Source organism: Gordonia sp. G4, assembly GCF_057770005.1.
Genome location: NZ_CM173442.1, coordinates 3,939,790 through 3,960,843 on the forward strand (window position 1 = coordinate 3,939,790; position 21,054 = coordinate 3,960,843).

The 21,054-nt window shown below is 69.1% G+C and carries 18 protein-coding genes; 8 read left to right on the plus strand and 10 right to left on the minus strand.

From position 1 onward, the window contains the following. The first annotated feature begins 33 nt into the window (after window positions 1-33). Window positions 34-1,287, plus strand: a complete 1,254-nt coding sequence (locus AC3B5T_RS17710; protein WP_035716976.1) for an aminotransferase family protein — start codon at window positions 34-36, stop codon at window positions 1,285-1,287. Between the two features lie 77 nt (window positions 1,288-1,364). Here AC3B5T_RS17710 and AC3B5T_RS17715 read toward each other — a convergent pair whose 3' ends face one another. Beyond that, window positions 1,365-1,898: an alkyl hydroperoxide reductase gene (locus tag AC3B5T_RS17715; protein ID WP_010840865.1), complete on the minus strand. Its 534-nt coding sequence runs from the start codon at window positions 1,896-1,898 to the stop codon at window positions 1,365-1,367. A gap of 11 nt (window positions 1,899-1,909) precedes the next feature. After that, window positions 1,910-2,497 carry a peroxiredoxin gene (locus AC3B5T_RS17720; protein WP_010840866.1) on the minus strand — a complete coding sequence of 196 codons (588 nt, stop codon included), beginning with the start codon at window positions 2,495-2,497 and terminating at the stop codon, window positions 1,910-1,912. 125 nt (window positions 2,498-2,622) lie between these two features. Here AC3B5T_RS17720 and AC3B5T_RS17725 point away from each other — a divergent pair, with 125 nt between their 5' ends. After that, window positions 2,623-3,555 carry a hydrogen peroxide-inducible genes activator gene (locus AC3B5T_RS17725; protein ID WP_010840867.1) on the plus strand — a complete coding sequence of 311 codons (933 nt, stop codon included), beginning with the start codon at window positions 2,623-2,625 and terminating at the stop codon, window positions 3,553-3,555. Here the strand turns inward: AC3B5T_RS17725 and AC3B5T_RS17730 are convergent. Continuing rightward, window positions 3,552-5,543: a DEAD/DEAH box helicase gene (locus tag AC3B5T_RS17730; protein ID WP_231632630.1), complete on the minus strand. Its 1,992-nt coding sequence runs from the start codon at window positions 5,541-5,543 to the stop codon at window positions 3,552-3,554. The genes AC3B5T_RS17725 and AC3B5T_RS17730 overlap by 4 nt on opposite strands. Window positions 5,544-5,701: 158 nt before the next feature. Further along, entirely contained in the window at window positions 5,702-6,673 is a 972-nt protein-coding gene (locus tag AC3B5T_RS17735; RefSeq protein WP_010840869.1) for a PAC2 family protein, read from the minus strand. Between the two features lie 223 nt (window positions 6,674-6,896). On the opposite strand from AC3B5T_RS17735, the gene AC3B5T_RS17740 reads away from it, so the two are divergent. Next, on the plus strand, window positions 6,897-7,559 hold the full coding sequence (locus AC3B5T_RS17740) for a hypothetical protein (protein ID WP_051129750.1): 663 nt from the start codon (window positions 6,897-6,899) through the stop codon (window positions 7,557-7,559). 93 nt (window positions 7,560-7,652) lie between these two features. After that, the gene (locus tag AC3B5T_RS17745) at window positions 7,653-8,777 is read left to right on the plus strand and encodes a DUF4192 domain-containing protein (RefSeq protein ID WP_055474725.1); all 1,125 of its coding nucleotides are present in this window, start codon (window positions 7,653-7,655) and stop codon (window positions 8,775-8,777) included. A 35-nt stretch (window positions 8,778-8,812) separates the two neighbouring features. On the opposite strand, the gene AC3B5T_RS17750 is transcribed toward AC3B5T_RS17745, so the two are convergent. After that, complete coding sequence (locus AC3B5T_RS17750; protein ID WP_010840872.1) at window positions 8,813-9,508, minus strand: iron-dependent transcriptional repressor DtxR; 696 nt, start codon at window positions 9,506-9,508, stop codon at window positions 8,813-8,815. A 185-nt stretch (window positions 9,509-9,693) separates the two neighbouring features. Between AC3B5T_RS17750 and AC3B5T_RS17755 the strand changes: the two genes are divergently transcribed. Both AC3B5T_RS17755 and AC3B5T_RS17760 read left to right on the plus strand, forming a co-directional pair. Then, a complete protein-coding gene (locus tag AC3B5T_RS17755) occupies window positions 9,694-10,938 on the plus strand; it encodes an acetoin utilization protein AcuC (protein ID WP_010840873.1) in 1,245 nt (414 codons plus the stop codon). Beyond that, a complete protein-coding gene (locus AC3B5T_RS17760) occupies window positions 10,931-13,768 on the plus strand; it encodes a bifunctional acetate--CoA ligase family protein/GNAT family N-acetyltransferase (RefSeq protein ID WP_488357794.1) in 2,838 nt (945 codons plus the stop codon). Before AC3B5T_RS17755 ends, AC3B5T_RS17760 begins: the two co-directional genes overlap by 8 nt. 44 nt (window positions 13,769-13,812) lie before the next feature. Here AC3B5T_RS17760 and AC3B5T_RS17765 read toward each other — a convergent pair whose 3' ends face one another. Both AC3B5T_RS17765 and AC3B5T_RS17770 read right to left on the minus strand, forming a co-directional pair. Continuing rightward, the gene (locus tag AC3B5T_RS17765; RefSeq protein ID WP_175401036.1) at window positions 13,813-14,751 is read right to left on the minus strand and encodes a sigma-70 family RNA polymerase sigma factor; all 939 of its coding nucleotides are present in this window, start codon (window positions 14,749-14,751) and stop codon (window positions 13,813-13,815) included. A gap of 302 nt (window positions 14,752-15,053) precedes the next feature. Then, entirely contained in the window at window positions 15,054-15,512 is a 459-nt protein-coding gene (locus tag AC3B5T_RS17770; protein WP_488357796.1) for a DUF3099 domain-containing protein, read from the minus strand. A gap of 152 nt (window positions 15,513-15,664) precedes the next feature. Here AC3B5T_RS17770 and AC3B5T_RS17775 point away from each other — a divergent pair, with 152 nt between their 5' ends. Continuing rightward, on the plus strand, window positions 15,665-15,937 hold the full coding sequence (locus AC3B5T_RS17775; RefSeq protein WP_010840877.1) for a DUF3039 domain-containing protein: 273 nt from the start codon (window positions 15,665-15,667) through the stop codon (window positions 15,935-15,937). A gap of 45 nt (window positions 15,938-15,982) precedes the next feature. On the opposite strand, the gene AC3B5T_RS17780 is transcribed toward AC3B5T_RS17775, so the two are convergent. Continuing rightward, a complete protein-coding gene (locus AC3B5T_RS17780; protein ID WP_055474675.1) occupies window positions 15,983-17,185 on the minus strand; it encodes a YihY/virulence factor BrkB family protein in 1,203 nt (400 codons plus the stop codon). Window positions 17,186-17,466: 281 nt separating this feature from the next. Between AC3B5T_RS17780 and AC3B5T_RS17785 the strand changes: the two genes are divergently transcribed. After that, window positions 17,467-19,227: a DEAD/DEAH box helicase gene (locus tag AC3B5T_RS17785; RefSeq protein ID WP_488357798.1), complete on the plus strand. Its 1,761-nt coding sequence runs from the start codon at window positions 17,467-17,469 to the stop codon at window positions 19,225-19,227. 149 nt (window positions 19,228-19,376) lie between these two features. Here AC3B5T_RS17785 and AC3B5T_RS17790 read toward each other — a convergent pair whose 3' ends face one another. Then, a complete protein-coding gene (locus AC3B5T_RS17790; RefSeq protein ID WP_004018852.1) occupies window positions 19,377-19,583 on the minus strand; it encodes a DUF7455 domain-containing protein in 207 nt (68 codons plus the stop codon). Window positions 19,584-19,839: 256 nt separating this feature from the next. Then, window positions 19,840-20,889 (minus strand): sulfite exporter TauE/SafE family protein, encoded by a 1,050-nt coding sequence (locus tag AC3B5T_RS17795; RefSeq protein WP_205333978.1) that lies wholly within the window; start codon window positions 20,887-20,889, stop codon window positions 19,840-19,842. Window positions 20,890-21,054 lie beyond the last annotated feature (165 nt).

Here is a 21,054-nt window from a genome sequence, read left to right on the forward strand (position 1 = left end):
GCGCACGGCGCGCAGACCGGCATCATTGGGGCCATGGCTGATGGTTCGAGCACGGGAACTCCCGGATCGCTGTGGCACGGTTTCGCCGACATGGGGGCGGTGACCGCGAGTGGACCGTTCGTCGTCACCAGGGGCGAGGGCGCACGGATCTTCGACCGCGCCGGCAACTCCTACCTCGATGCGACGGCCGGGCTCTGGTTCACCAACGTGGGCCACGGACGTACCGAGATCGCCGACGCCGTCGCACGACAGCTCGGCACCATCGCGCACTACTCGAACTTCGGTGACATCGCGAGCGACCCGACGCTCCGCCTCGCCGAGGAACTCGGCGGGATCGCACCCGTGCCCGGGTCGAAGATCTTCTTCACCTCCGGCGGCAGCGACTCGATCGACACCGCGGTCAAGCTCGCCCGCCGCTACTGGGTGGAGCAGGGACGCGAGTCCAAGCGGGTCGTCGTCAGCCGCACCAAGGCCTACCACGGGATGCACGCCGCGGGCACCTCGCTGGCCGGCATCCCGCTGAACCACGACGGGTACGGCGAGCTCATGCACGACGTCCAGAACGTCGACTGGGACGACGCCAAGAGCCTGCTCGGACTCGTCGAACGCGTAGGCGCCGACAACATCGCCGCATTCTTCTGCGAACCGATCATCGGCGCCGGGGGCATCTACCTGCCGCCGGAGGGGTACCTCGCCGAGGTGCGCGCCATCTGCCGGGACCACGACATCCTCTTCGTCGTCGACGAGGTCGTCACCGGATTCGGCCGTATCGGCGGCGAATCCTGGTTCGCCTCAACGCGATTCGGACTCGAACCGGACATGATCACCACCGCCAAGGGGCTCACGTCCGGGTATGTCCCGATGGGTGCGGTGTTCATCGCCCCCTGGATCGCCGAACCGTTCTTCGCCGGCGGCGTGTGGTGGCGGCACGGCTACACCTACGGGGGGCACGCCGGCGCGGCGGCGGCCGCCCTGGCCAATCTCGAGATCATCCGGCGGGAGAACCTCCTGGCCGAGGCGACGCGTCTGGAAGGCGATCTCGCCGCGGCGTTGTCACCACTCGCCGACCTCGACTCGGTCGCCGAGGTCCGGACCGGGCTGGGCGCGGTCACCGCGGTTCAGCTGGCCGACCCCGCGACGGCCCCGGCGGCGGTGCTGAAGTTGCGCGAACACGGGGTGAGCACCCGCGCCGCCGGGCAAGGAGCGCTGCAGGTCTCGCCCGCCTTCGTGATGACGACCGCCGAGGTCGGCGAACTCGCCGACCGGATGCGCGCGGCGCTGAGCTGACGCACCAGACCACGACATACGACAGGGCCCGGCTGCTGAACGCAGCCGGGCCCTGTCGTTGTTCCACGTGCGGTGCATCAGGCGTTGGCGAGCACCTCGGTGGTCGCGATCGCCTGGGCGACGCCGCTGACGATCGACGCGACCTTGAGCGCCTCGAAGATCGCCTCACGGTCGACGCCGGCCTCGCGCAGGGTGTTCTCGTGTGCGGCGACGCAGTGGCCGCAGCCGTTGATCGAGGACACCGCGAACGACCACAGCTCGAAGGCGGCCTTGTCGACGCCGGGGTTGCCGATGATGTTCATCCGCAGGCCGGGCCGCAGGTCGTCGTACTTGCCGTCGAGGAAGCCGCGACCCCGGTAGAACACGTTGTTCATACCCATGATCGACGCGGCGCCGAGCGCCGCGTTGTAGGCCTCCGCGGAGAGCGTGTCGGCGGCCTCGTCGGCGATCTCGCTGAGCACCTTCGCATTTCGCGTGGCGGCAGCGGTCGACAGCAGGGTTCCCCACAGCTGTTCCTCGGTCAGCGCGGTGGTGCGGCTGATCGAACCGAGGTTGAGCTTGAGATCCTTGGCGTACTCGGGGAGTGCTTCCTTGAGATTGTCGATGCTCATCTGGTCTCCTCTCAGACGCCGGCCGTCATGAGCTCGCCGGCGTCGATCGTCGGGTCGCCCTTCTTCCAGTTGCAGGCGCACAGTTCGTCGGACTGCAGCGCGTCGAGGACACGCAGGACCTCGTCGACGTTGCGGCCCACCGAACCCGCGGTGACCGACACGAACTGGATCTCGTTGTTCGGATCGACGATGAAGGTGGCGCGATCGGCGACCCCGTCGGCGTTGAGAACGCCTGCCGCGGTGGCCAGTTCACGCTTGAGGTCGCTCAGCATCGGGAACGGGAGGGTCTTGAGGTCCTCGTGCTGTGCGCGCCACTGGAAGTGGACGAACTCGTTGTCCACCGAGGCGCCGAGCACCTGGGTGTCGCGGTCGGCGAACTCGTCGTTCAGCTTGCCGAAAGCGGCGATCTCGGTCGGGCACACGAAGGTGAAGTCCTTCGGCCAGAAGAACACGACGCGCCACTGGCCGGGGTGGTCGTCGGACGAGACGGTCGTGAAGTAGTCGTCGGGCTGCTGGGCATTGACCTTGCTGAGGTCGCCACCGATGACGGCGGTGAGGTTGTAGGCGGGGAACTGGTCACCGATGGTGAGCAGGGGCATGTTTCGCTCCTTCAGCTGGTGAATGTAGTGAAATTGCGCGCGAACGAGTTTCGCGAGGTACGAGTACCATCGTGCCGGATATCGGCCAAAAGCGAAACGTGATGATTAGCACTACACTGATAGGCATGCCCGATAGAACTTATCAACCGACCGTCGCGGGTCTGCGTGCCTTCGTCGCCCTGGCTCACCGTCGCCACTTCGGAACTGCCGCAACAGATCTCGGTGTCAGTCAGCCCTCGCTGTCGCAGGCGCTGTCCGCGCTGGAGGCCGGTCTCGGAGTGACCCTCGTCGAACGCACCACACGGCGTGTCCAGTTGACCGCCGACGGTGTCGAGCTCCTGCCGCGGGCGATCGCGGTGACCGAGGCCGTCGACGAGTTCACCTCGGCGGCCGCGGGCGCCGGACAGCCGCTGCACGGGGCGCTGCGGCTGGGTGTCATCCCGACGGTGGCGCCGTATGTTCTGCCGACACTGCTGCGCGGGCTCTCCAGGCGGTTCCCCGACCTCGTGCCCCGCGTCGTGGAGGAACAGACCGCGCGGCTGGTCGAACAGCTGCGTACCGGCGTCCTCGACGTGGCACTGCTCGCCCTCCCCGTCGACATGCCCGGCATCGTCGAAGTCCCGATCTATCGCGAGGATTTCGTTCTCGCGCTCCCGTCCGGGCATGCGCTCGCCGGACGCCGCCGCGTCGACCCCACCGCACTCGCGGAACTGCCCCTGCTCCTCCTCGACGAGGGACACTGCCTGCGTGACCAGGCCCTGGAGGTGTGCCGGCTCGCGGGCGTGCGGCCCGATCTCGGACAGACCCGGGCAGCGTCGCTGACCACGGCGGTGCACTGCGTCGTCGGTGGTCTCGGCGTGACCCTCATCCCGCAGACGGCGGTCGCGTCGGAGACGGCGTCGGGCGATCTGGCCACCGCGACGTTCGCGGCCCCCCGTCCGGGTCGACGGATCGGCCTGGTCTTCCGGGCCTCGGCCCGCCACGACGAGGCTTACCACGAACTCGCCTCTGTCATCGGCGATCTCGTCGGTGCAACCGGCGCCGTGACCCCGCTCTAGACCGGGTCGCCGGCCGGCTCGGTCGACGCGGCGGCGGCTGCCTGCGCGGCGAGGGCCTCCCATTCGTCGACGAGGCTCGAGTCGACATCGCGGACCATGGTGCCCAGATCTTCGACGATCCGCTCGATCTCGGGCGTCACCACGCTCGTCGGCACACCCTGGCGCAGGACGCGATAACAGTCCGACAGATAGCGCAGCAGCACGCCCTCGCTGCGGGCGAGCCCGTACGCGGAGATCAGCTCCGTGAACGTCATGGCCTTCTCCAGCATCTCGCGGAGAACGGATTTCGGCGCCGGCGGGAACGACGACACCCATGGATGGCCGCGACGATAGATGTCGAAGGCGGCGAAGATCTCCTCGGCCAGCGGCTGCGGCCAGGTGATCTCCTCGAGTCGCGACATCCGTTCCTCGTACTCGATCCCGTCGGCCTTCATCTCGGCGATCGCGGCGTCGCGCGCGACCTTGCGCTGCGCGAGCAACAGCGGCCGCGGGTTCTCCAGCGTCGATTCGAGGACGGAGACCACATCGAGCGCGTAGGTCGACGACTCCGGGTCGAGGATCTCGAAGGTCGCCAGCGCGAAGGCGGACAGCGGGTTGGTCAACGCGAAGTTCTCGGGCATGTCGACGCTCAGGGCGATGTGCCGGCCGGTGTCGTCGGGTTCGTCGAGTTGCACGACGATGCCCGCGTCCCGCAGCCCGCGATAGAGCTCGATCGTGTGCTTGATGGTGCGCAGCTGCCGATCGCGCGGCTCGTGGTTGTCCTCGAGGAGGTGGCGTACCGCGGCGAAGCAGTCACCCGGCCGCCCGAGCACCTCGAGCAGCATGGCCGTCGTCATCTGGAAGTGGCTGCGCAGCGGCTCGTCGGGAGCGTCCATGAGCTGGGTGAACGTCTTCTCACCCCACGACACGAAACCCTCGGGGGGCTTCTTGCGCACCAGCTTTCGCAGCTTCTTGGGATCGTCGCCGGCCTTGGCCACCGCCCGGGCGTTCTCCACGTCGTGATCGGGGGCCTGGGCGACGACGTATCCGATCGTGTCGAACCCGGCACGCCCGGCGCGACCGGCGATCTGGTGGAACTCGCGGGCCCGCAGACGACGGACCCGGCGTCCGTCGTACTTGCTCAGGGCCGCGAACAGCACCGTGCGAATCGGCACGTTGATCCCGACGCCGAGCGTGTCGGTGCCGGCGATGACCTTCAGCAGGCCCTGCTGGGCCAGACGTTCCACCAGGCGGCGGTACCGCGGGAGCATGCCGGCGTGATGCACGCCGATACCGGCGCGCAGCAGTTTGGACAGGGTGTTGCCGAAACCGGTGGAGAACCGGAAGTCGCCGATGGCCTCCGCGATCGCCGCCTTCTCGGTCTTGTCGCAGATGCGGACGCTGAGCAGGGCCTGCGCGCGCTCGACGGCGGCGGCCTGGGTGAAGTGCACCACATAGACCGGCGCCCGGCCCCGATCGACCAGTTCCTCGATCGTCTCGTGGATCGGGGTCATCGCGTAGGAGTGCTCGAGGGGGACCGGTCGCTGCGCGCCGGTGACCTCGACGGTCTCGCGGCCGGTGCGGCGGGTCAGATCGTCGACGAAGAACGACACGTCGCCCAGCGTCGCCGACATCAGCAGGAACTGCGTCGACGGCAGTTCGATGAGCGGGACCTGCCACGCCCAGCCGCGGTCCGGTTCGCCGTAGTAGTGGAACTCGTCGGCGACGAGGGTGCCGATGTCGCTCTCACCGCCCGCGGCGAGCGCGAGGTTGGCGACGATCTCGGCGGTGGCGCACACGATGGGCGCGTCCGCGTTGACCGCGGCGTCGCCGGTCAGCAGACCGACCTGGTCGGCGCCGAACATCGCGCACAGCTCGAAGAACTTCTCGCTGACGAGCGCCTTGATCGGGGCGGTGTAGAACGCGCGCTCGCCGCGGCAGCGCGCGAAGTACAGCGCACCCGCCGCGACGAGTGATTTGCCCGAGCCCGTCGGCGTCGCCAGGATCACGTGGCTGCCGGCGAGGAGTTCGAGGAGCGACTCCTCCTGATGGGCGTAGAGGTCGAGTCCGTGCCCCGTCCACCAGTCGGTGTACCGCTCCAGGGCGGCGTCCTCGTCGTCGGTGGGGACCAGGACGTGGGGTGCGGGAATCGGGGCGGTGTCCGAGATCAGATCTGTGATCGTGGACCCTCGTCCCCGGGGCCCGCCTCGCCGTCACCGGTGTGCTCGGCCAGGAACCGCTCGAGTTCGGCTCCGAGTTCGTCGCCGCTGGGCAGCGATTCCTCGGCGGCGAGCAGCGATGCCCGTTCCTGTGCGGCCTGGGTGAACGTGTCGTACTGGGTCTCCAGCGCGGCCACCACCGACTCGATCTCGGTGTTTCCCTCGACCTCGGTGTCGACCTGTGCGCGCACCTTTTCCGCGGCGCTGTCGAGAGCGGCGAGCGGGAGGTCGAGGCCGGCGAGTTCGGCGACCGCCGCCAGCAGCCGTGCCGACGCCGCCGGATAGTTGGTCTGGGCGAGGTAGTGCGGGACGTGCACGGACAGACCCGAGGCACGGTAGTCGTGCTCGCCCATCCGCAGCTCGAGCAGCATCGACGCACTGGCCGGCAGTTTCATCGCCGATCCCCAGCGGGGCAGGTCGCCCAGGGCGTCGGGATCGCTGCCGTGTGCCGTGATCGACGGCGGGCGGGTGTGTGGCACGGCCATCGGGATCGCGTTGAGACCGATGACGTCGGTGACACCGAGACCGTCGCTGAGGCGACGGACCGCATCGACGAACTGTTCCCACCGCAGGTCGGGTTCGGAACCGGCGAGGAGCAGGAAGCCCTTGCCGGAGTTGTCGCGGATCGCGTGCAGGGCCAGCGACGGCATCTCCACGTCCGTGAAGGTCTCACCGCTGAACGAGATGGTCGGCCGGCGCGAGCGGTAGTCCATCAGCTCGTCGGAGGAGAAGGTGGCGACCAACTCGGACTCGAGGCTGTCACGCAGGTGCGCGGCGGCCAGTGCGACCGCGTGTCCGGCGTCGGCGAACCCCTCCAGCGCGTGGATCAGTACCGGTCCCGTGCCGTCGGTCCGGCTCACCTGCGGAGCGGGAAAGGCGAGTTCATACAGCGCGTCGTCGCGCGCAGGCTGCTCGTCCACGTCGTCCCTCCTTCTGCTGCCAGCTGTCTGAAGAGACAGCTGAACGTCCATTGTCTCGCACCCGGGTGCCGAGCGTCATCTGGGTGCAACCACCTCGACACGCCGGTGATTCCCGCGCTGATCCGGGCGGTGTGTCGGAGGGCCTGCAGGGTCGGAACCGATGGCACAGTAGACCGTTGTGACCGAGCCGCGTGCGCCCCGACTGTGCTTGTCCCCTCTGCGCTTGTCCCCTCTGACGGCGGCCGCCTGCCTGGTGGCCGCCGCGGTCCTGCTCTCCGCATGCTCGGTCGCCGGGGAACCCGCGGCGTCCAGTCCGGACCTCTCCGCCCGATCGGTGACGGCCGAGGACTTCCCCGAGGGGGCCGCGAGCAGGATTCCGTCGTCGGCGGTCGCGAACGCTCTGGCCGACGTGACCGGCGCACCGATGCCCGGACAGACGGGCACCCGGGTGTCGCCGCCGGACTGTGCACCGGCTCCCGTCTCCGCCGACGGCGCGGTCGCGTTCCTGGGCCCCGGTCCGGGGGAGCGGTCCACGCTGACCACGGTCGTCGCCGGTGTCGACTCGCCGCTCGAGGACGTGGTCGACCTGGCCGAGCGGTGCCCGCAGACCACGACGACGACATTCGGGGCGTCGTCGACGATCACCACCGAGGTCCTTCCTCCTCCGCCGGGCATGGACGGGGTCGAGACCGCCGCCATCCGTCGCACCATCGTGACCGGCGGCGGCGCCCCCATGACGACGAGTGCCCTCACCCTGCTCGGCGAGCGTGACGGCGTCCGCGTGTACGCCGAATACCGGTGGGCCACAGCGGGCCCGGTGCCGGCGGACGCGGCCGCCGCACTCGATGCGCTCTTCGTCGAGGCGAACGCCGCCGCGTTCGGCTGATCCGTACTCCGCCTGTGCATGACCCGGCCCGGGTTGTCCACAGCCTGCGATCGCCGCGGTTGCGGCGTCCGGCACCGGGTGAAGCTGGCGTCCATGCAGATCCTGGATTCGGGTCCACAGGGCCCCCACGACCCGTCGACGCTGCTCACCTCCATCCCCGCGCGTCTCGGCTTCCTCCCGGAGCGGTCGATCATCGTGATCGCGTTCGCCGCCGATCGCACCGTGAACGCGACCATGCGACACGACCTCGTGCTCGAGGCCGACGGCAGCCCGACCCGGGAACTCGTCGCCGTCCTCGCCGGACTGGGCGAGATCACGTCCACCTACGGCGTCGAGGAGATCGTGGTCGTGATCGCCGATGACCGGTACCCCGTCGACGATCACCGCTATCGCCGAATCCTGGCGATGAGCGACCGGTACTTCGGCGAGGTCGGCGGGGTCGCGGCCGGATTCGGACTGGCGGCGTTCGACGCCGGTGCCCGGTGGACGACCATCTGGTGCCCGGAGGATCGGGCCTGGTCTGTCGTCGTGTCCTCGGAAGCGGCCGGATGTCTCGCCGACCCGCACACATCCCCGACGGCGATCGCGGAAGCCGTGCGCTCGGGCCGACGAATCCTCACCCGGCGCTCGGAGATGCGGTCCATGCTCGAACCGCTGGACTCCGAGTGCGGCCCATCGCGTCCGCGGCCGGATTGTCATCACTGCCGCGGCCACGATCTCGACGAGACCGATCGCGGCCGGCCCGACCCCGGTCCCGAGGACATCGAGGAGTCCGCACGGGCGCTGGATCTGGTGATCGGCGCGGTGCTCGGCGCGGACCGGCCGCTGGACTGCGCAGAACTGGACCGGCTGGAGCGGGCCATCCTCCGCCCCGACGTGCGCGACGCCGCACTCGCCCTGTCCGTCACCGAACTCCGGGGCGCGGCCGAACGCCTGTGGCGAGAACTGACCCGGCGCTTGAGTGGGCGCGGAAGGGCAGCTGCCGCAACACTTCTCGCGCATCTGCACTACATCGGCGGGGACGGCGCCTACGCCGGTGTCGCACTCGACGTCGCGCTCGGGTGCGCGGAACCCGGAACGCTGGCCAGGCTGCTGGACACCGCCCTCCGAGCAGGCGTACGCCCGGCCAGGCTGTGGGGCACGATCGACAAGTCGTATGACGCAGCGAAGCGACTCGGCGTCGTCATCCCGGCGGTGACGCTGCGCACCGCCGGGTGACGGTCAGACCTTCACCGTGTCAGACCTTCGCTGTGTCAGACCTTCTCGACCACCCGCTCGACGAACAACGAGTGCGCCATCTCGGGTGAGAGCTCGAGGCCGTCGTGACCGGGTGTGTCGATGGTGATCGTGCCGGCCGTGTTCGACACCGTCACGCGGGCGTTGGGAACCACGCCCGCCTCACGAAGCGCGGCGATGAGTTCGGTGTCGGACTGCGCGTGCTCCGACAGCCGGCGCACGATCACCGGCACCGTCTCACCCGGCGGGAGGTCGGCGAGGCGGGTGGCGCCGTCGTCGGAACTCGACGCCTCCACTCCCAGAAGTTCCAGGCCCGGGATCGGGTTGCCGTAGGGCGACGTCGTCGGGTATTCCAGCACGGCGAGCAGTCGACGTTCGACGTTCTCGCTCATCACGTGCTCCCAGCGGCACGCCTCCTCGTGGACCTGGTCCCAGGGCATCCCGATCACGTCGACCAGGAGGCGCTCGGCCAGGCGATGCTTGCGCATCACCGCGACCGCGAGCGAGCGGCCGCGATCGGTCAGTTCGAGGTGCCGGTCTCCGGCGACGCGCAGAAGCCCGTCGCGTTCCATCCGGGCAACGGTCTGCGAGACGGTGGGACCGGACTGGTCCAGCCGTTCGGCGATGCGCGCCCGCAGCGGCACGATGCCTTCTTCTTCGAGATCGTAGATCGTTCGCAAGTACATCTCGGTGGTGTCAACCAGGTCGTTCACTATGCGCAATCCCTTTCGTCCCCGCCAAGATTACCCTGTTTGCGGGCGGTGACCGCGATCTCACCGCGGCCGTGGGCCCGCGGGTGCGATATGGCGCGGGCCCGCCCGTGTCCGACGCGACATCCGTGGCCGCTGCGCGAGGTGTACCACTAGCCTGAGGTCGTGATCAACACTACGAGTGCCCGATGACGACAGCTGTCATCTGGAGCGAGGACTTCCTGTCCTATCGCTGGGCCCACACGCACCCGATGAACCCGGTCCGACTCGCCCTCACGATGACCCTCGCGCAGAGTCTCGGTGTCCTCGACGGCGTCGAGACGGTCCCGCCGCAGGTCATCGACGACGACGCGCTGACCGTCGTGCACAGCCGCGACTACATCGACGCGGTGCGCGCTGTCGGGTCCGGGACGGCGTCGTTGTCGGGTCCGCTGCTCGAGCGTCTGTTCGGGCTCGGCGATGCCGACAACCCGGTCTTCGACGGCATGCACGAGGCCGCGCGGCTGCTCGTCGGTGGCACGCTCGCCGCGGCGCAGACGGTGGTCTCGGGTGCTGCGACGCGCGCGGTCAACATCGGTGGCGGCATGCATCACGCGATGCGCTCGCGCGCCGCCGGATTCTGCATCTACAACGACTGCGCCATCGCGATCAGGTATCTGCTCGACCACGGATACGACCGCATCGCATACATCGATGTCGACGCCCACCACGGCGACGGCGTCCAGGTCGAGTTCGCGGCCGACCCGCGCGTGATGACGGTGTCGCTGCACCAGCACCCGGCCACCCTGTGGCCGGGCACCGGATGGCCGACGGAGGTGGGTGACGGCGACGCGGCGGGCAGTGCGGTCAACCTGGCCCTCATGCCCAACACCGAGGACCGGCTGTGGCTGCGCGCCTTCCACGCCGTGGTGCCGTCGCTCGTCGCCGAGTTCCGGCCGCAGATCATCGTCAGCCAGTGCGGCGCCGACAGCCACCGGGCCGATCCGCTGACCGACCTGTCGCTCACCGTCGACGGCCAGCGCGCGGCGATGATCGCCATGCGCAACCTGGCCGACAAATACTGTGAGGGTCGCTGGATCGCGGTCGGCGGCGGTGGCTACGGCGTGGTGAACGTGGTGCCGCGCAGCTGGACGCACCTGCTGGGGGTCGCCCTCGACCGCGAGGTGGACGTATCGTCGGTCATCGATGAATCCTGGTGTGCCACGGCCGAACAGATCTCCGAGCAGGTTCACTCCGACTATGCCGCCCCGCCGGTTCGGGTCATGGGTGACGGGGGCATCGTCGACTACCAGCCGTGGGCGGGCGACGCCGGCCAGGAGCCACCAGAGGGCGTCGCGGCCAACGCCCAACGCCAGACCGACCGCGCGATCCTCGCCACCCGGCGCGCGGTGTACCCGCTCCATGGTCTCGACCCGGAGGATCCTCGTGACTGACGACGCCACCACCGCAGCATCGGACACCACCGGCGCGGTCGCCGACCAACCTGAGCCGCGCAGCCCCTGGGACTACCCGCGGCACTGGATCGCCGACGTGCTGGCCTCCGACGGCGGCGTGGTGCACCTGCGGCCGATCGTGCCCGACGACGCCGACCGTATCGTGGCGTTCCACTCCAAGCTCTCGGAGCGAACGCGCTACATGCGCTATTTCGGTCCGACACCCACACTGCCGCCGCGCGAGGTGGCGCGGATGACGACCGTCGACCACCAGCAGCGGGTCGCCATCGTCGCCGAACTCGGCGGCGAGATCATCGCGGTCGGCATCTACGAAGGACTCGGCTTCGACGGGAAACCCGAATCGGCCGAGGTGGCGTTCGTCGTCGCCGACGAACACCAGGGCCGCGGCCTCGGACCGATCCTGCTCGAACATCTCGCCGGGGCGGCCGCGGAGAACGGCTTCGCCCGCTTCGAGGCCGAGGTCCTCAGCGAGAACCCGAACATGGTCGCCGTCTTCCGAGACGCCGGGTATCAGCTCGCGCGCAGCTTCGACGGCTCGACCGTGCACGTCGAGTTCCTCATCGACCCGACCGAGGCGCTGCTGTCGGTGCGCAACGCCCGGGAACGCGCCTCGGAGGCCCGCAGCGTCGCGAACCTGCTGCGTCCGACCTCGGTTGCGGTCATCGGCGCCTCGACGGACCCGAACAAGGTCGGCAATGCGCTGCTGGCGAACATCATCGCCGGAGGTTTCACCGGACCGGTGTTCCCGGTCAACGGTCCCGCCCGGGTGGCGGAGGACGAGCCCGAGCGGGGGAGGCGCGGGCCCGGTCGTGAACCGTTGCCGGCGCGTCGCCGCACCCGCGAACGACCGCCGTCGGTGCGTGGCATCAGGGCGTACGAGACGGTGCGCGACATCCCCGACCCCGTCGACCTCGCGGTGGTCGCGGTGCCCGCCGCCCGGGTCGACGACGTGCTCGACGACTGCCTGGTCAAGGGCGTGCGCACGCTCGTCGTGGTGTCGTCGGGTTTCGGTGAGTCCGGCGAGGAGGAGGGGCTCGAGAACGAGCGCCGGCTCGTCGCCCAGGTCCGCGAACACGGAATGCGTCTGGTCGGGCCGAATGCGCTGGGAGTGGCGAACAACGACCCGACGGTCGCGCTCAACGCGACCCTGGCGCCGCGCATCCCGGCCGCCGGCCGGGTCGGGTTCTTCTGTCAGTCGGGCGCCCTGGGCATCGCGATCCTCGACACCGCGGCCCGTCGCCAGATCGGCCTGTCGACGTTCGCCTCGGCCGGCAACCGCGCGGACGTGTCCGGCAACGACCTCCTGCAGTACTGGGACACCGACGCCACCACCGACGTCATCCTGCTCTACCTGGAGAGCTTCGGTAACCCGCGCAAGTTCTCCCGGATCTCGCGGCGGGTCTCACGCTCGAAGCCGATCATCGCGGTAAAATCCGGCCGGGGTGCGATGACGCCGGTCCGGGCGGCGCGCTCGGCGGCCACCCTCGACGACCAGATCGCCCGCATGATGCTCGAACAGGCCGGCGTCATCCAGGTGGACACGATCCCCGAGTTGTTCGACTGCGCGGCCGTGTTCGCCTATCAGCCGCTGCCGCGCGGCCCGCGCGTCCGCATCATCGGCAATTCGTCGGTGCTGGGCAGCCTGGCGGCGGACACCGCGCGCAACGGCGGCCTCGAGGTCGTCGACACCGTCGATCTCGGTGCCGGCGCCTCGGAGGAGGAGTTCGAGTCGACGGTCTCGGCGGCCATGGCCGACCCGGGCGTGGACGGGATCATCGTCGTGTTCGTGCCGCCGGTCGCGGTCGGCGCCGACTGGCACGCCCGGGCGCTCATGGCGGCGGCCAACACCCCCGACGCCGACGCCGACAAGCCGATCGTCACGACCTTCCTAGCCGTCGACGGCATCCCGCCGGGGTTGACTCGGCCCGGCCCGAACGGCATGCCGACCAAGGGGTCGATTCCGTCGTACGGCTCGCCCGAGCGCGCGGCCGCCTCACTGGCGAGGGCGTGGCAGTACGCCCGGTGGCGCCTGCGGCCGGAATCGGTGGTCCACCGTCCCGACGGCACCGATCCCGAGGCCGCGCGGATGTTCGTGCGCGAGGCGATGGTCGGCGACGGTGCGACCGGTCGTCCCGCCGAGCGGTTGCTGGGGCATGTGGAGTCGGCGAAGCTGTTGCGCTGGTACGGGATCGACGTGGTCCCGTTCCGCGAGGTGACCACGATGCACGAGGCATCCGCGGCGGCCCGTGAACTCGGGCTGCCGGTGGCGGTGAAGGCGACGTCGGACAAGTGGCGCGGTCGTCTCGACCGCGAGGGCGCGCGCCTGGACCTACCCGACGCGACGACGGTGGTGACGGCGTTCGCCGAACTGACCGAACTCACCGGCGACCGCGTGCTGCACGTGCAGAAGATGGCGCCGAAGGGCGTCGGTACGGTCATCCGGGTGCGCGACGATCCGTCGTTCGGTTCGGTGATGTCGTTCGGTCTGTCCGGGCGGACCTTTGACCTGCTGGGCGACCACGGTTACCGCGCCGTCCCGCTGTCCGAACTCGATGCACGGGAACTGATCGAGGAGCCGCGTTCGGCACCGCTGCTGTCGGGCTACCGCGGGGAGGAGCCCGCCGACAAGGAGGCGCTCGCCGATCTGCTGCTGCGCATCTCGACGCTCACCGACGACATCCCGGAGGTCCGCGAGGTGGTCTGCGATCCGATCCTGGCCTCGGTCGACGGCGCGGCCGTTCTCAATGCCCGGATACGCGTGGGCCCGGTGCCCGACAGGCGGGACACCGGACCCAGGCGACTCGGGTGACCGAGTGGACTCAGTGAAGGAGGCGGCGGAGCGTGCGGGGACGCTCAGCTGGCGTAGGCGCGCAGGCGCTCGGCACGGTCGCCGTGGCGGAGCTTGCCCATGACCTCGCGCTCGATCTGGCGCACGCGCTCGCGCGACAGCCCGAACATGCGGCCGATCTGATCCAGGGTGCGCGGCTGGCCGTCGTCGAGGCCGTAGCGCATCCGGATGACCTGCTGCTCACGCTCGTCCAGCGTCGCCAGGACGGCGCGGATGTCGGAGTGCAACAGGCCGGCGATGACGGCGTTCTCGGCGGAGGTGGCCTCGGCGTCCTCGATGAAATCGCCCAGGGGAGCTTCCTCGTCGCTGCCCACCGGCATGTCGAGGCTCACCGGATCGCGGCTGTGGTCGAGCAGGTCGGCGATCTTCTCCGCGGGGATGCCCGATTCGTTGGCCAGCTCGTCGTCGGTCGCTTCGCGGCCGAGCTGCTGGTGCAGCTCGCGCTTGATGCGGGCCAGTTTGTTGACCTGCTCCACGAGATGGACGGGGAGCCGGATCGTGCGGCTCTGGTCCGCCATTCCGCGGGTGATCGCCTGACGAATCCACCAGGTGGCGTAGGTCGAGAACTTGAAGCCCTTGGCGTAGTCGAACTTCTCCATCGCCCGGATCAGACCGAGGTTGCCCTCCTGGATCAGGTCGAGGAGAGGCATGCCGCGGCCGGTGTAGCGCTTGGCCAGCGACACGACCAGGCGGAGGTTCGCCTCGAGCAGGTGGGCCCGGGCGGCCTCGCCTTCACGGACGATGACCGCGAGGTCACGCTTCTTGGCCGCGGACAGCCGCTTCTTGGTGGCCAGAACGTGTTTGGCGTAGAGCCCGGCCTCGATCTGCTTGGCGAGTTCGACCTCCTGCTCCGCGTTGAGAAGGGCGGTGCGACCGATTCCGTTCAGATAGACACGGACCAGATCCGCCGCTGGAGACTGGGCGTCGAGATCCTGTTCGGTCATCGCCGGCCGGGTACCCGGAGGGGTGACTTCGGCGAAACCTTTGGTCGGGGTCGAACGTGCAACTGTCGAGCGTGACATGCGGCCTCCTGACTTGAGTGCGTTCACTGGGTCCAACGCCCTTGTGTGGGCGATAGTTCCCGAGAGTGGTTCGGAGCAAACCTCGCCGAGGCTTGGTGACCTGCGCATTCTTTTTCGCGACTCGACAACCGGCTGAGAAGTTGCTGAGATGTCGCGCGCGGGGGAACCCGAGGGAACGCGGGAACGCACGGGGCCGCGGTGCCGACCCGTCTGGTCCGGAGGTGTCAGGCGCGGGGGTCGTCGGGATCGACGACCTGCCCGTCGATGGTGCGCGACAGCTGGTGGTCGGTGCCGGTATCGGTCAGTGCCGGGGGTCCGACGACGTGATGGTCGGCGCCGTACTTGTACTGGGGGACCTCGCCGCGCTTGCGCGGCGGACGGTCGTTGGCGATCAGGACCGCCGCCCATGGCAGCGGGATGGAGATCGCGACGATGGCCAGCGCCAGTAGTCCGGACCCGGTGATGCCGTAGGCGATACCGGCGATGACGAGCGCCGGCACGCGGAAAGCCATGAGGAACAGATACTTACGCACACGCGCTCGGTGCTGGGCCTCGAGCGAGTCCGGTGCGTCGGTGATCAGGTACGCCTCGGCGCCCGGACGTTTCGACGCGGGATGTCCGTGCTCGTCGCCGTGCGGTGACGTGCTGCTGTGGCCGTACTGACCGCGACCGGTCTCACCCATGGATTCCCTTTGTTCGAACACTCTCTCCACTGTCCCACTTTCGATGTGGGATTGCACCCGCCGCCGGGAGCGGAGCGAGCGGGGCAGATTGGACCCGCCGCGATTCTCGACTCCGGTGTTCCGTCGCGCGGCCGTTGACGCACAATGTAGGTATGGGAACCGAAACCATCGAACGCCCGGACCTCGACGAATGGTCCGACACCAAGACCGACGAGCGTCCCGATGCCGACGCGACCGATCGGGATGACGACGACCGCCCCAAGTTCTTCCACTACGTGAAGAAGAACAAGATCGCCGAGAGTGCGGTCATGGGAAACCACGTCGTCGCCCTCTGCGGCGAGACCTTCCCGGTGACGCGGTCGGCCAAGCCCGGGTCTCCGGTGTGCCCGAAGTGCAAGAAGATCTACAGCAAGATGCGTAAGTAGCGGCTGCCCGCACGTGCCGACGCGGTTGGCCGGTCCCGGTACCGGTCAGCCGCGTTCGCGTTCCCGGGGATGTCTGCGGATCGGACCGGAGGACAGCCGGTCGGGCAGGGTCCGGAGTTGTCCGGTGAAGTCCGAGGTCTGCGAATTCACCCAGTGCCGCACCTGGGTAGTGGTCGATGCCTTCGCCGGCCAGAACTGTTGCACGGCGGCGTTGAACTCGGCGCCGATCACGATGCCGAATCCCAGCGAGAACGTGAAGAGCAGGAAGGCGATCGGGGTGGCCAGCGCTCCGTAGGACACCCCGGCCTCGGTGATCTTGGTCAGGTAGATACGCAGCAGGTAACTCGCGAGCCAGAAGAACACGCCCGCCACGACGGCGCCGCCGATCAGCCGGTGCCACGGCAGGGGATTGGGCAGCGCGAGGTGGTAGAGCGTCGTCAGGACGAACAGCAGCAGCACGGCGACGAACGGGAAGTAGCCGTAGTCGATGAGGGTGGTGACGAAGGAACCCCACGACTCCGGCACGATCGCCCGGAGGTAGTTCGGTCCGAGCGCGACGAGGGGGAGCAGGAACACCGCCACGCTCAGGAATCCGACGTAGAGGAACAGTGCGAAGAACCGCTGCCACACCGGATTCCGGACCTCGTGCTGGTCGTGGGCGTGGGCGATCGAGGCGATGAAGCACGAGACGGCCGACGATCCCGCCCACAGCGACAGGACGAAACCGACCGACATCAGGCCGATCCGGCCGCGTCCGAGCACGCTGTCGACCGTGGGGGTGATCAGATCGTCGACGACGGTCGGGGTGAAGGTCCGGTCGGCGAAGTCGACGATGCGGGCGTAGACGACGTCGACGGTGTCGGGGCCGAACCAACCGGCCACGTATCCGACCGAACCGAGCAGCCCGAGCAGCAGCGGTGGCAGCGACAGCGCCTGCCAGAACGCGGCCTGGGCGGCCCAGCCGATGATCCCGTCGTCCCATGACTTGACGATGGTGCGCCAGATCACGCGATGGATGTTCGGAAGTACCGGCAGTGCGGGCCCGGTCGAGGCCTCGGCCCGTACCGGGTCGTCGTTTCCCGGCTTCTGCGGATGATCCGCGTCGTGGAGCACCTCGACGTCGCCGGATGCCGGGGCGGCTCGTGGCGCAGCGCGCAGGGGTTCGGTCGCGGTGTCGTCGAGCGGGGCGGTGATCGCCGCGGACAAGGGCGCGGGCGGCGGCACCGGGCGCAGGCTCGGCGCAGCCACCGACGACGTGTCGTCGGCCAGCGGGACCGGATTCCTCTTGCGCGTTGTGATGAGTTCAATATCCCTGATCGGAGGGGCAGTTGGGTACTCGGGTCACCAGGCGAGTCGTTCGGATCGCCCACGAGGGGCGGCTTCCGGGACCATCTCGGCCCGATGTCGGGATGCGGGAGCTGTCGCCCGTCGGCGGTACCATTGGCGGGTCCCCTTGGGCGCGGGTCCCGCACGCGAGGGGTCATTTCATGTCCGGCAGTATCCGCACCCGTGGAGGAGCAGCACAGAAGGTGACGTCAGCCGAACCCTCCGCCAGCAGCCCGTCCGGGTCCGCGAGTGCCGGACCCACATTCCAGCTCCGCGCCTGGCAGCGTCGTGCGCTGACCAAGTACCTGACGCAGAAGCCGAAGGACTTCCTCGCCGTGGCGACCCCCGGCGCGGGAAAGACGACGTTCGGTCTGCGCATCGCCCGCGAACTCCTCGACGACCGCACCGTCGACAAGATCACCGTCGTGGCGCCGACCGAGCATCTGAAGCACCAGTGGGCCGAGGCCGCGGCGCGGGTCGGGATCGCACTCGATTCCCGTTTCACCAACGCCGCCGGACAGACCAGCACGGACTTCCATGGCGTCGTGGTCACCTACGCACAGGTGGCCGCCCATCCGGCCCGGCACCGGGTGCGCACCGAGAACTACCGCACCCTGGTAATCCTCGACGAGATCCACCACGGTGGCGATGCCAAGTCGTGGGGCGAGGCGATCCGGGAGGCCTTCGACGACGCCGAGCGCCGGCTCCTGCTGACCGGTACACCCTTCCGCTCCGACGACTCGCCGATCCCGTTCGTCACCTACGAACCGGAGGCCGGCGGGCATCAGCGCTCCAAGGCCGACCACACCTACGGCTACGCCGACGCACTGAAGGACGGCGTCGTCCGTCCGGTCGTGTTCCTCGCCTACTCCGGTGAGGCCAGCTGGCGCGACAGCGCGGGCGAGGAGTACACCGCCCGGCTGGGCGAACCGCTCTCCGCGGAGCACACCACCCGCGCCTGGCGTACCGCGCTGGACGCCCACGGCGACTGGATTCCGGCGGTCCTCACCGCCGCACACACGAGGCTGGGACAGCTCCGTGCGACCGGCACACCGGATGCGGGCGGGCTGGTCATCGCCACCGATCAGACCGCGGCCCGCGACTACGCCGAACTGCTCACCGCCATCACCGGCAAGCCGCCGACGCTGGTGCTCTCCGACGACCCGAAGTCGTCGTCGAGGATCGGCCAGTTCGCCGCGTCCACGGACGAGTGGATGGTGGCGGTCCGCATGGTGTCCGAGGGTGTCGACGTCCCCCGCCTGGCCGTGGGTGTGTACGCCACCAGCTCGTCGACGCCGCTGTTCTTCGCCCAGGCCATCGGACGATTCGTGCGATCGCGTCGTCCGGGTGAGACCGCGAGCGTCTTCCTGCCGTCGGTCCCGGTGCTGCTCGACCTCGCCAGCCAGATGGAGGTCGAGCGCGATCACGTGCTCGGCAAGCCGCACCGCGAGAGCGACGGCCTCGACGACCAATTGCTGATCGACGCCAACAAGCAGGAGGACGAGCCGGGGGAGGACGAGCCGAAGTTCCAGTCGCTGCATGCCGACGCCGAACTCGATCAGGTCATCTTCGACGGCACCTCGTTCGGCACGGCCACGTTCGCCGGTAGCGACGAGGAGTCGGACTATCTGGGGTTGCCCGGGCTGCTCGATGCCGACCAGGTGCGTGCCCTCCTGCGCAAACGCCAGGAGGAACAGGTCACGGCGCGAACGGTCGCGTCGTCCTCGGAGTCGTCGGCTGCCGAGCCGCCCACTCCCGGCCGGCCGGCGGGAACCACCGGCGAGAATTTGCACGCCCTGCGCAAGGAACTGAATACGCTCGTCGCGATGCATCATCACCGCACGGGCAAACCACACGGCATGGTGCACAACGAGTTGCGGACTCGGCTGGGCGGGCCCCCGACCGCCATGGCGACCGCCGATCAGCTGAAGGAACGGATCGCCGCACTGCGCGAGTGGCGCTGATAGACACTGCGCGAGTGGCGCTGATAGACACTGCGCGAGTGGCGCTGGTCGGGCGGCCCGGAACAGGCCCGGACACGACAGAGCCCGGCCGGTTGCTCCGGCCGGGCTCTGTGCGCGTAGGGAAAGCCCGCGTTCGATCGTCGGAGGTGTCAGACCAGCTCGCCGGCGGATTCGACGACGGTGGCGCTCAACTCGACAAGGCGGGCCTCGTGCTCGTTGAAGTGGTGGCGGCAGAAGAGAAGTTCGCCGCCCTTGGGCAGGACGGCCCGTACCTTGGCTGCGGCGCCGCAGCGATCGCAGCGATCGGCGGCAGTGAGCGGCAGGTAGATCGGGGCTGTGGTGGCGATGTCAGTCATGGTTCGTTCCTCCGTCCCGGTCCGGCGCCGGGTGTCCGGTCGCCTTCCCTTCGAGCCGACACATCCGGGCGATGCGTCAACCTCACTCTGTCAGACGCTCGGGGCGTTCGTATTGTTCCGACGGTGCTCTCGGTGTGTCGTCACTCACCGTTTACACCAGGCAACAACTCGACAACGATCGCCCGAACGCAATGCGACCCGGCCATGGGGCCGGGTCGCACCACTCTACGCGTTGTGCGCGGGACGAGTCGTTCGGTCAGCTCGTCCGCGTGGGGGTGTGTGTTCCGCTCGCACCCGCATCGGGTTCGGGTGCGGAGTCGGCGGCCGGGATGTCCGACGTCGACGTTCCCTCGGAGCCGGGGCGTTCCGCGCCCTCGGCGCCCACGAGCGCCTCTTCCTGCTCCTCGCGCAAATGGGTGACCGCGTCGGAGGACTCGTTCTCCCGGTCGCGCAGGTACTCGCGGAGCGAGTAGGCGAACGCCGCGGCCCAGGCGATGGCGATCACGATGTAGAAGACGTTGCGCACCGAGCCGGGGGCGTCGATGAAGTCGCTCTTCAGCAGGCTGCGGGTGTTCGTGAGGACGATCAGGCCGCCGACCGAGGCGCCCAGCAGGCGCGGCGGGATGTGACGCACGAGCCACGCCGCGATCGGTGCGGCGATCACGCCGCCGACGAGGATGGCGGCGACCCATGCGAAGTTGATTCCCTGCGAACCGAGACTGAACAGGAAGCCGAGGCTCGCGGCGACGGCGATGATGAACTCGCTTGTGTCGATCGAACCGATGACCTTGCGGGGCTCGAGACGGCCGCTGGCCAGGATGGCCGGGGTGCCGACCGGACCCCAACCGCCGCCACCGGTGGCGTCGACGAATCCGGCGACGAATCCGAGCGGGCTGAGGAATCGCTTGCGCAGCGGCTTGCCGAGGTTGTGGCGGGGGATGCCCTGGAAGGTGAACCGCACCAGGATGTAGAGCCCGAGCAGCAGCAGGATCACGGCCATGACCGGCGCGGCGGTCTCGGTGGAGAGACTCGACAGGATCGTGGCGCCGAGGAAGGCGCCGATGGCTCCCGGGATCGCGATACGGCGCACGACGCGCCAGTCGACGTTCCCGAACTTCCAGTGCGAGACGCCGGAGACCAGCGTGGTGCCGATCTCGGCCAGGTGCACGGTGGCCGAGGCGGCAGCCGGGTTGGTGCCGATGGCGAGGAGGAGGGTCGTGGTGGTGACGCCATAAGCCATGCCGAGACTGCCGTCGACGAGCTGAGCAGCGAAGCCGACGAGGCCGATCAGGACAATCGTTCTCATAGTGGGTCTTTCCGGGAAGTCACGCCGTCAGGGACGTGACGAGGCTGGGGCAGGCACTCGGTGCCCGCGACGAAGTGGAACGCGGAGGAGGGGATCGCAGGTGGCGTTCTCGCCCTCGGGTGGGGTCTGTCGCGTCACAGACACAGCATCGATGCTGTGCGCAGC

What these genes read in the sequence shown, in the direction of transcription:
- AC3B5T_RS17775 (WP_010840877.1), top strand. Translation starts at nt 15,665, where the DNA reads ATGGGAACCGAAACCATCGAACGCCCGGACCTCGACGAATGGTCCGAC.
- AC3B5T_RS17770 (WP_488357796.1), bottom strand. Translation starts at nt 15,512, where the DNA reads ATGGGTGAGACCGGTCGCGGTCAGTACGGCCACAGCAGCACGTCACCG.
- AC3B5T_RS17755 (WP_010840873.1), top strand. Translation starts at nt 9,694, where the DNA reads ATGACGACAGCTGTCATCTGGAGCGAGGACTTCCTGTCCTATCGCTGG.
- AC3B5T_RS17790 (WP_004018852.1), bottom strand. Translation starts at nt 19,583, where the DNA reads ATGACTGACATCGCCACCACAGCCCCGATCTACCTGCCGCTCACTGCC.
- AC3B5T_RS17745 (WP_055474725.1), top strand. Translation starts at nt 7,653, where the DNA reads ATGCAGATCCTGGATTCGGGTCCACAGGGCCCCCACGACCCGTCGACG.
- AC3B5T_RS17765 (WP_175401036.1), bottom strand. Translation starts at nt 14,751, where the DNA reads ATGACCGAACAGGATCTCGACGCCCAGTCTCCAGCGGCGGATCTGGTC.
- AC3B5T_RS17725 (WP_010840867.1), top strand. Translation starts at nt 2,623, where the DNA reads ATGCCCGATAGAACTTATCAACCGACCGTCGCGGGTCTGCGTGCCTTC.
- AC3B5T_RS17715 (WP_010840865.1), bottom strand. Translation starts at nt 1,898, where the DNA reads ATGAGCATCGACAATCTCAAGGAAGCACTCCCCGAGTACGCCAAGGAT.
- AC3B5T_RS17710 (WP_035716976.1), top strand. Translation starts at nt 34, where the DNA reads ATGGCTGATGGTTCGAGCACGGGAACTCCCGGATCGCTGTGGCACGGT.
- AC3B5T_RS17720 (WP_010840866.1), bottom strand. Translation starts at nt 2,497, where the DNA reads ATGCCCCTGCTCACCATCGGTGACCAGTTCCCCGCCTACAACCTCACC.
- AC3B5T_RS17795 (WP_205333978.1), bottom strand. Translation starts at nt 20,889, where the DNA reads ATGAGAACGATTGTCCTGATCGGCCTCGTCGGCTTCGCTGCTCAGCTC.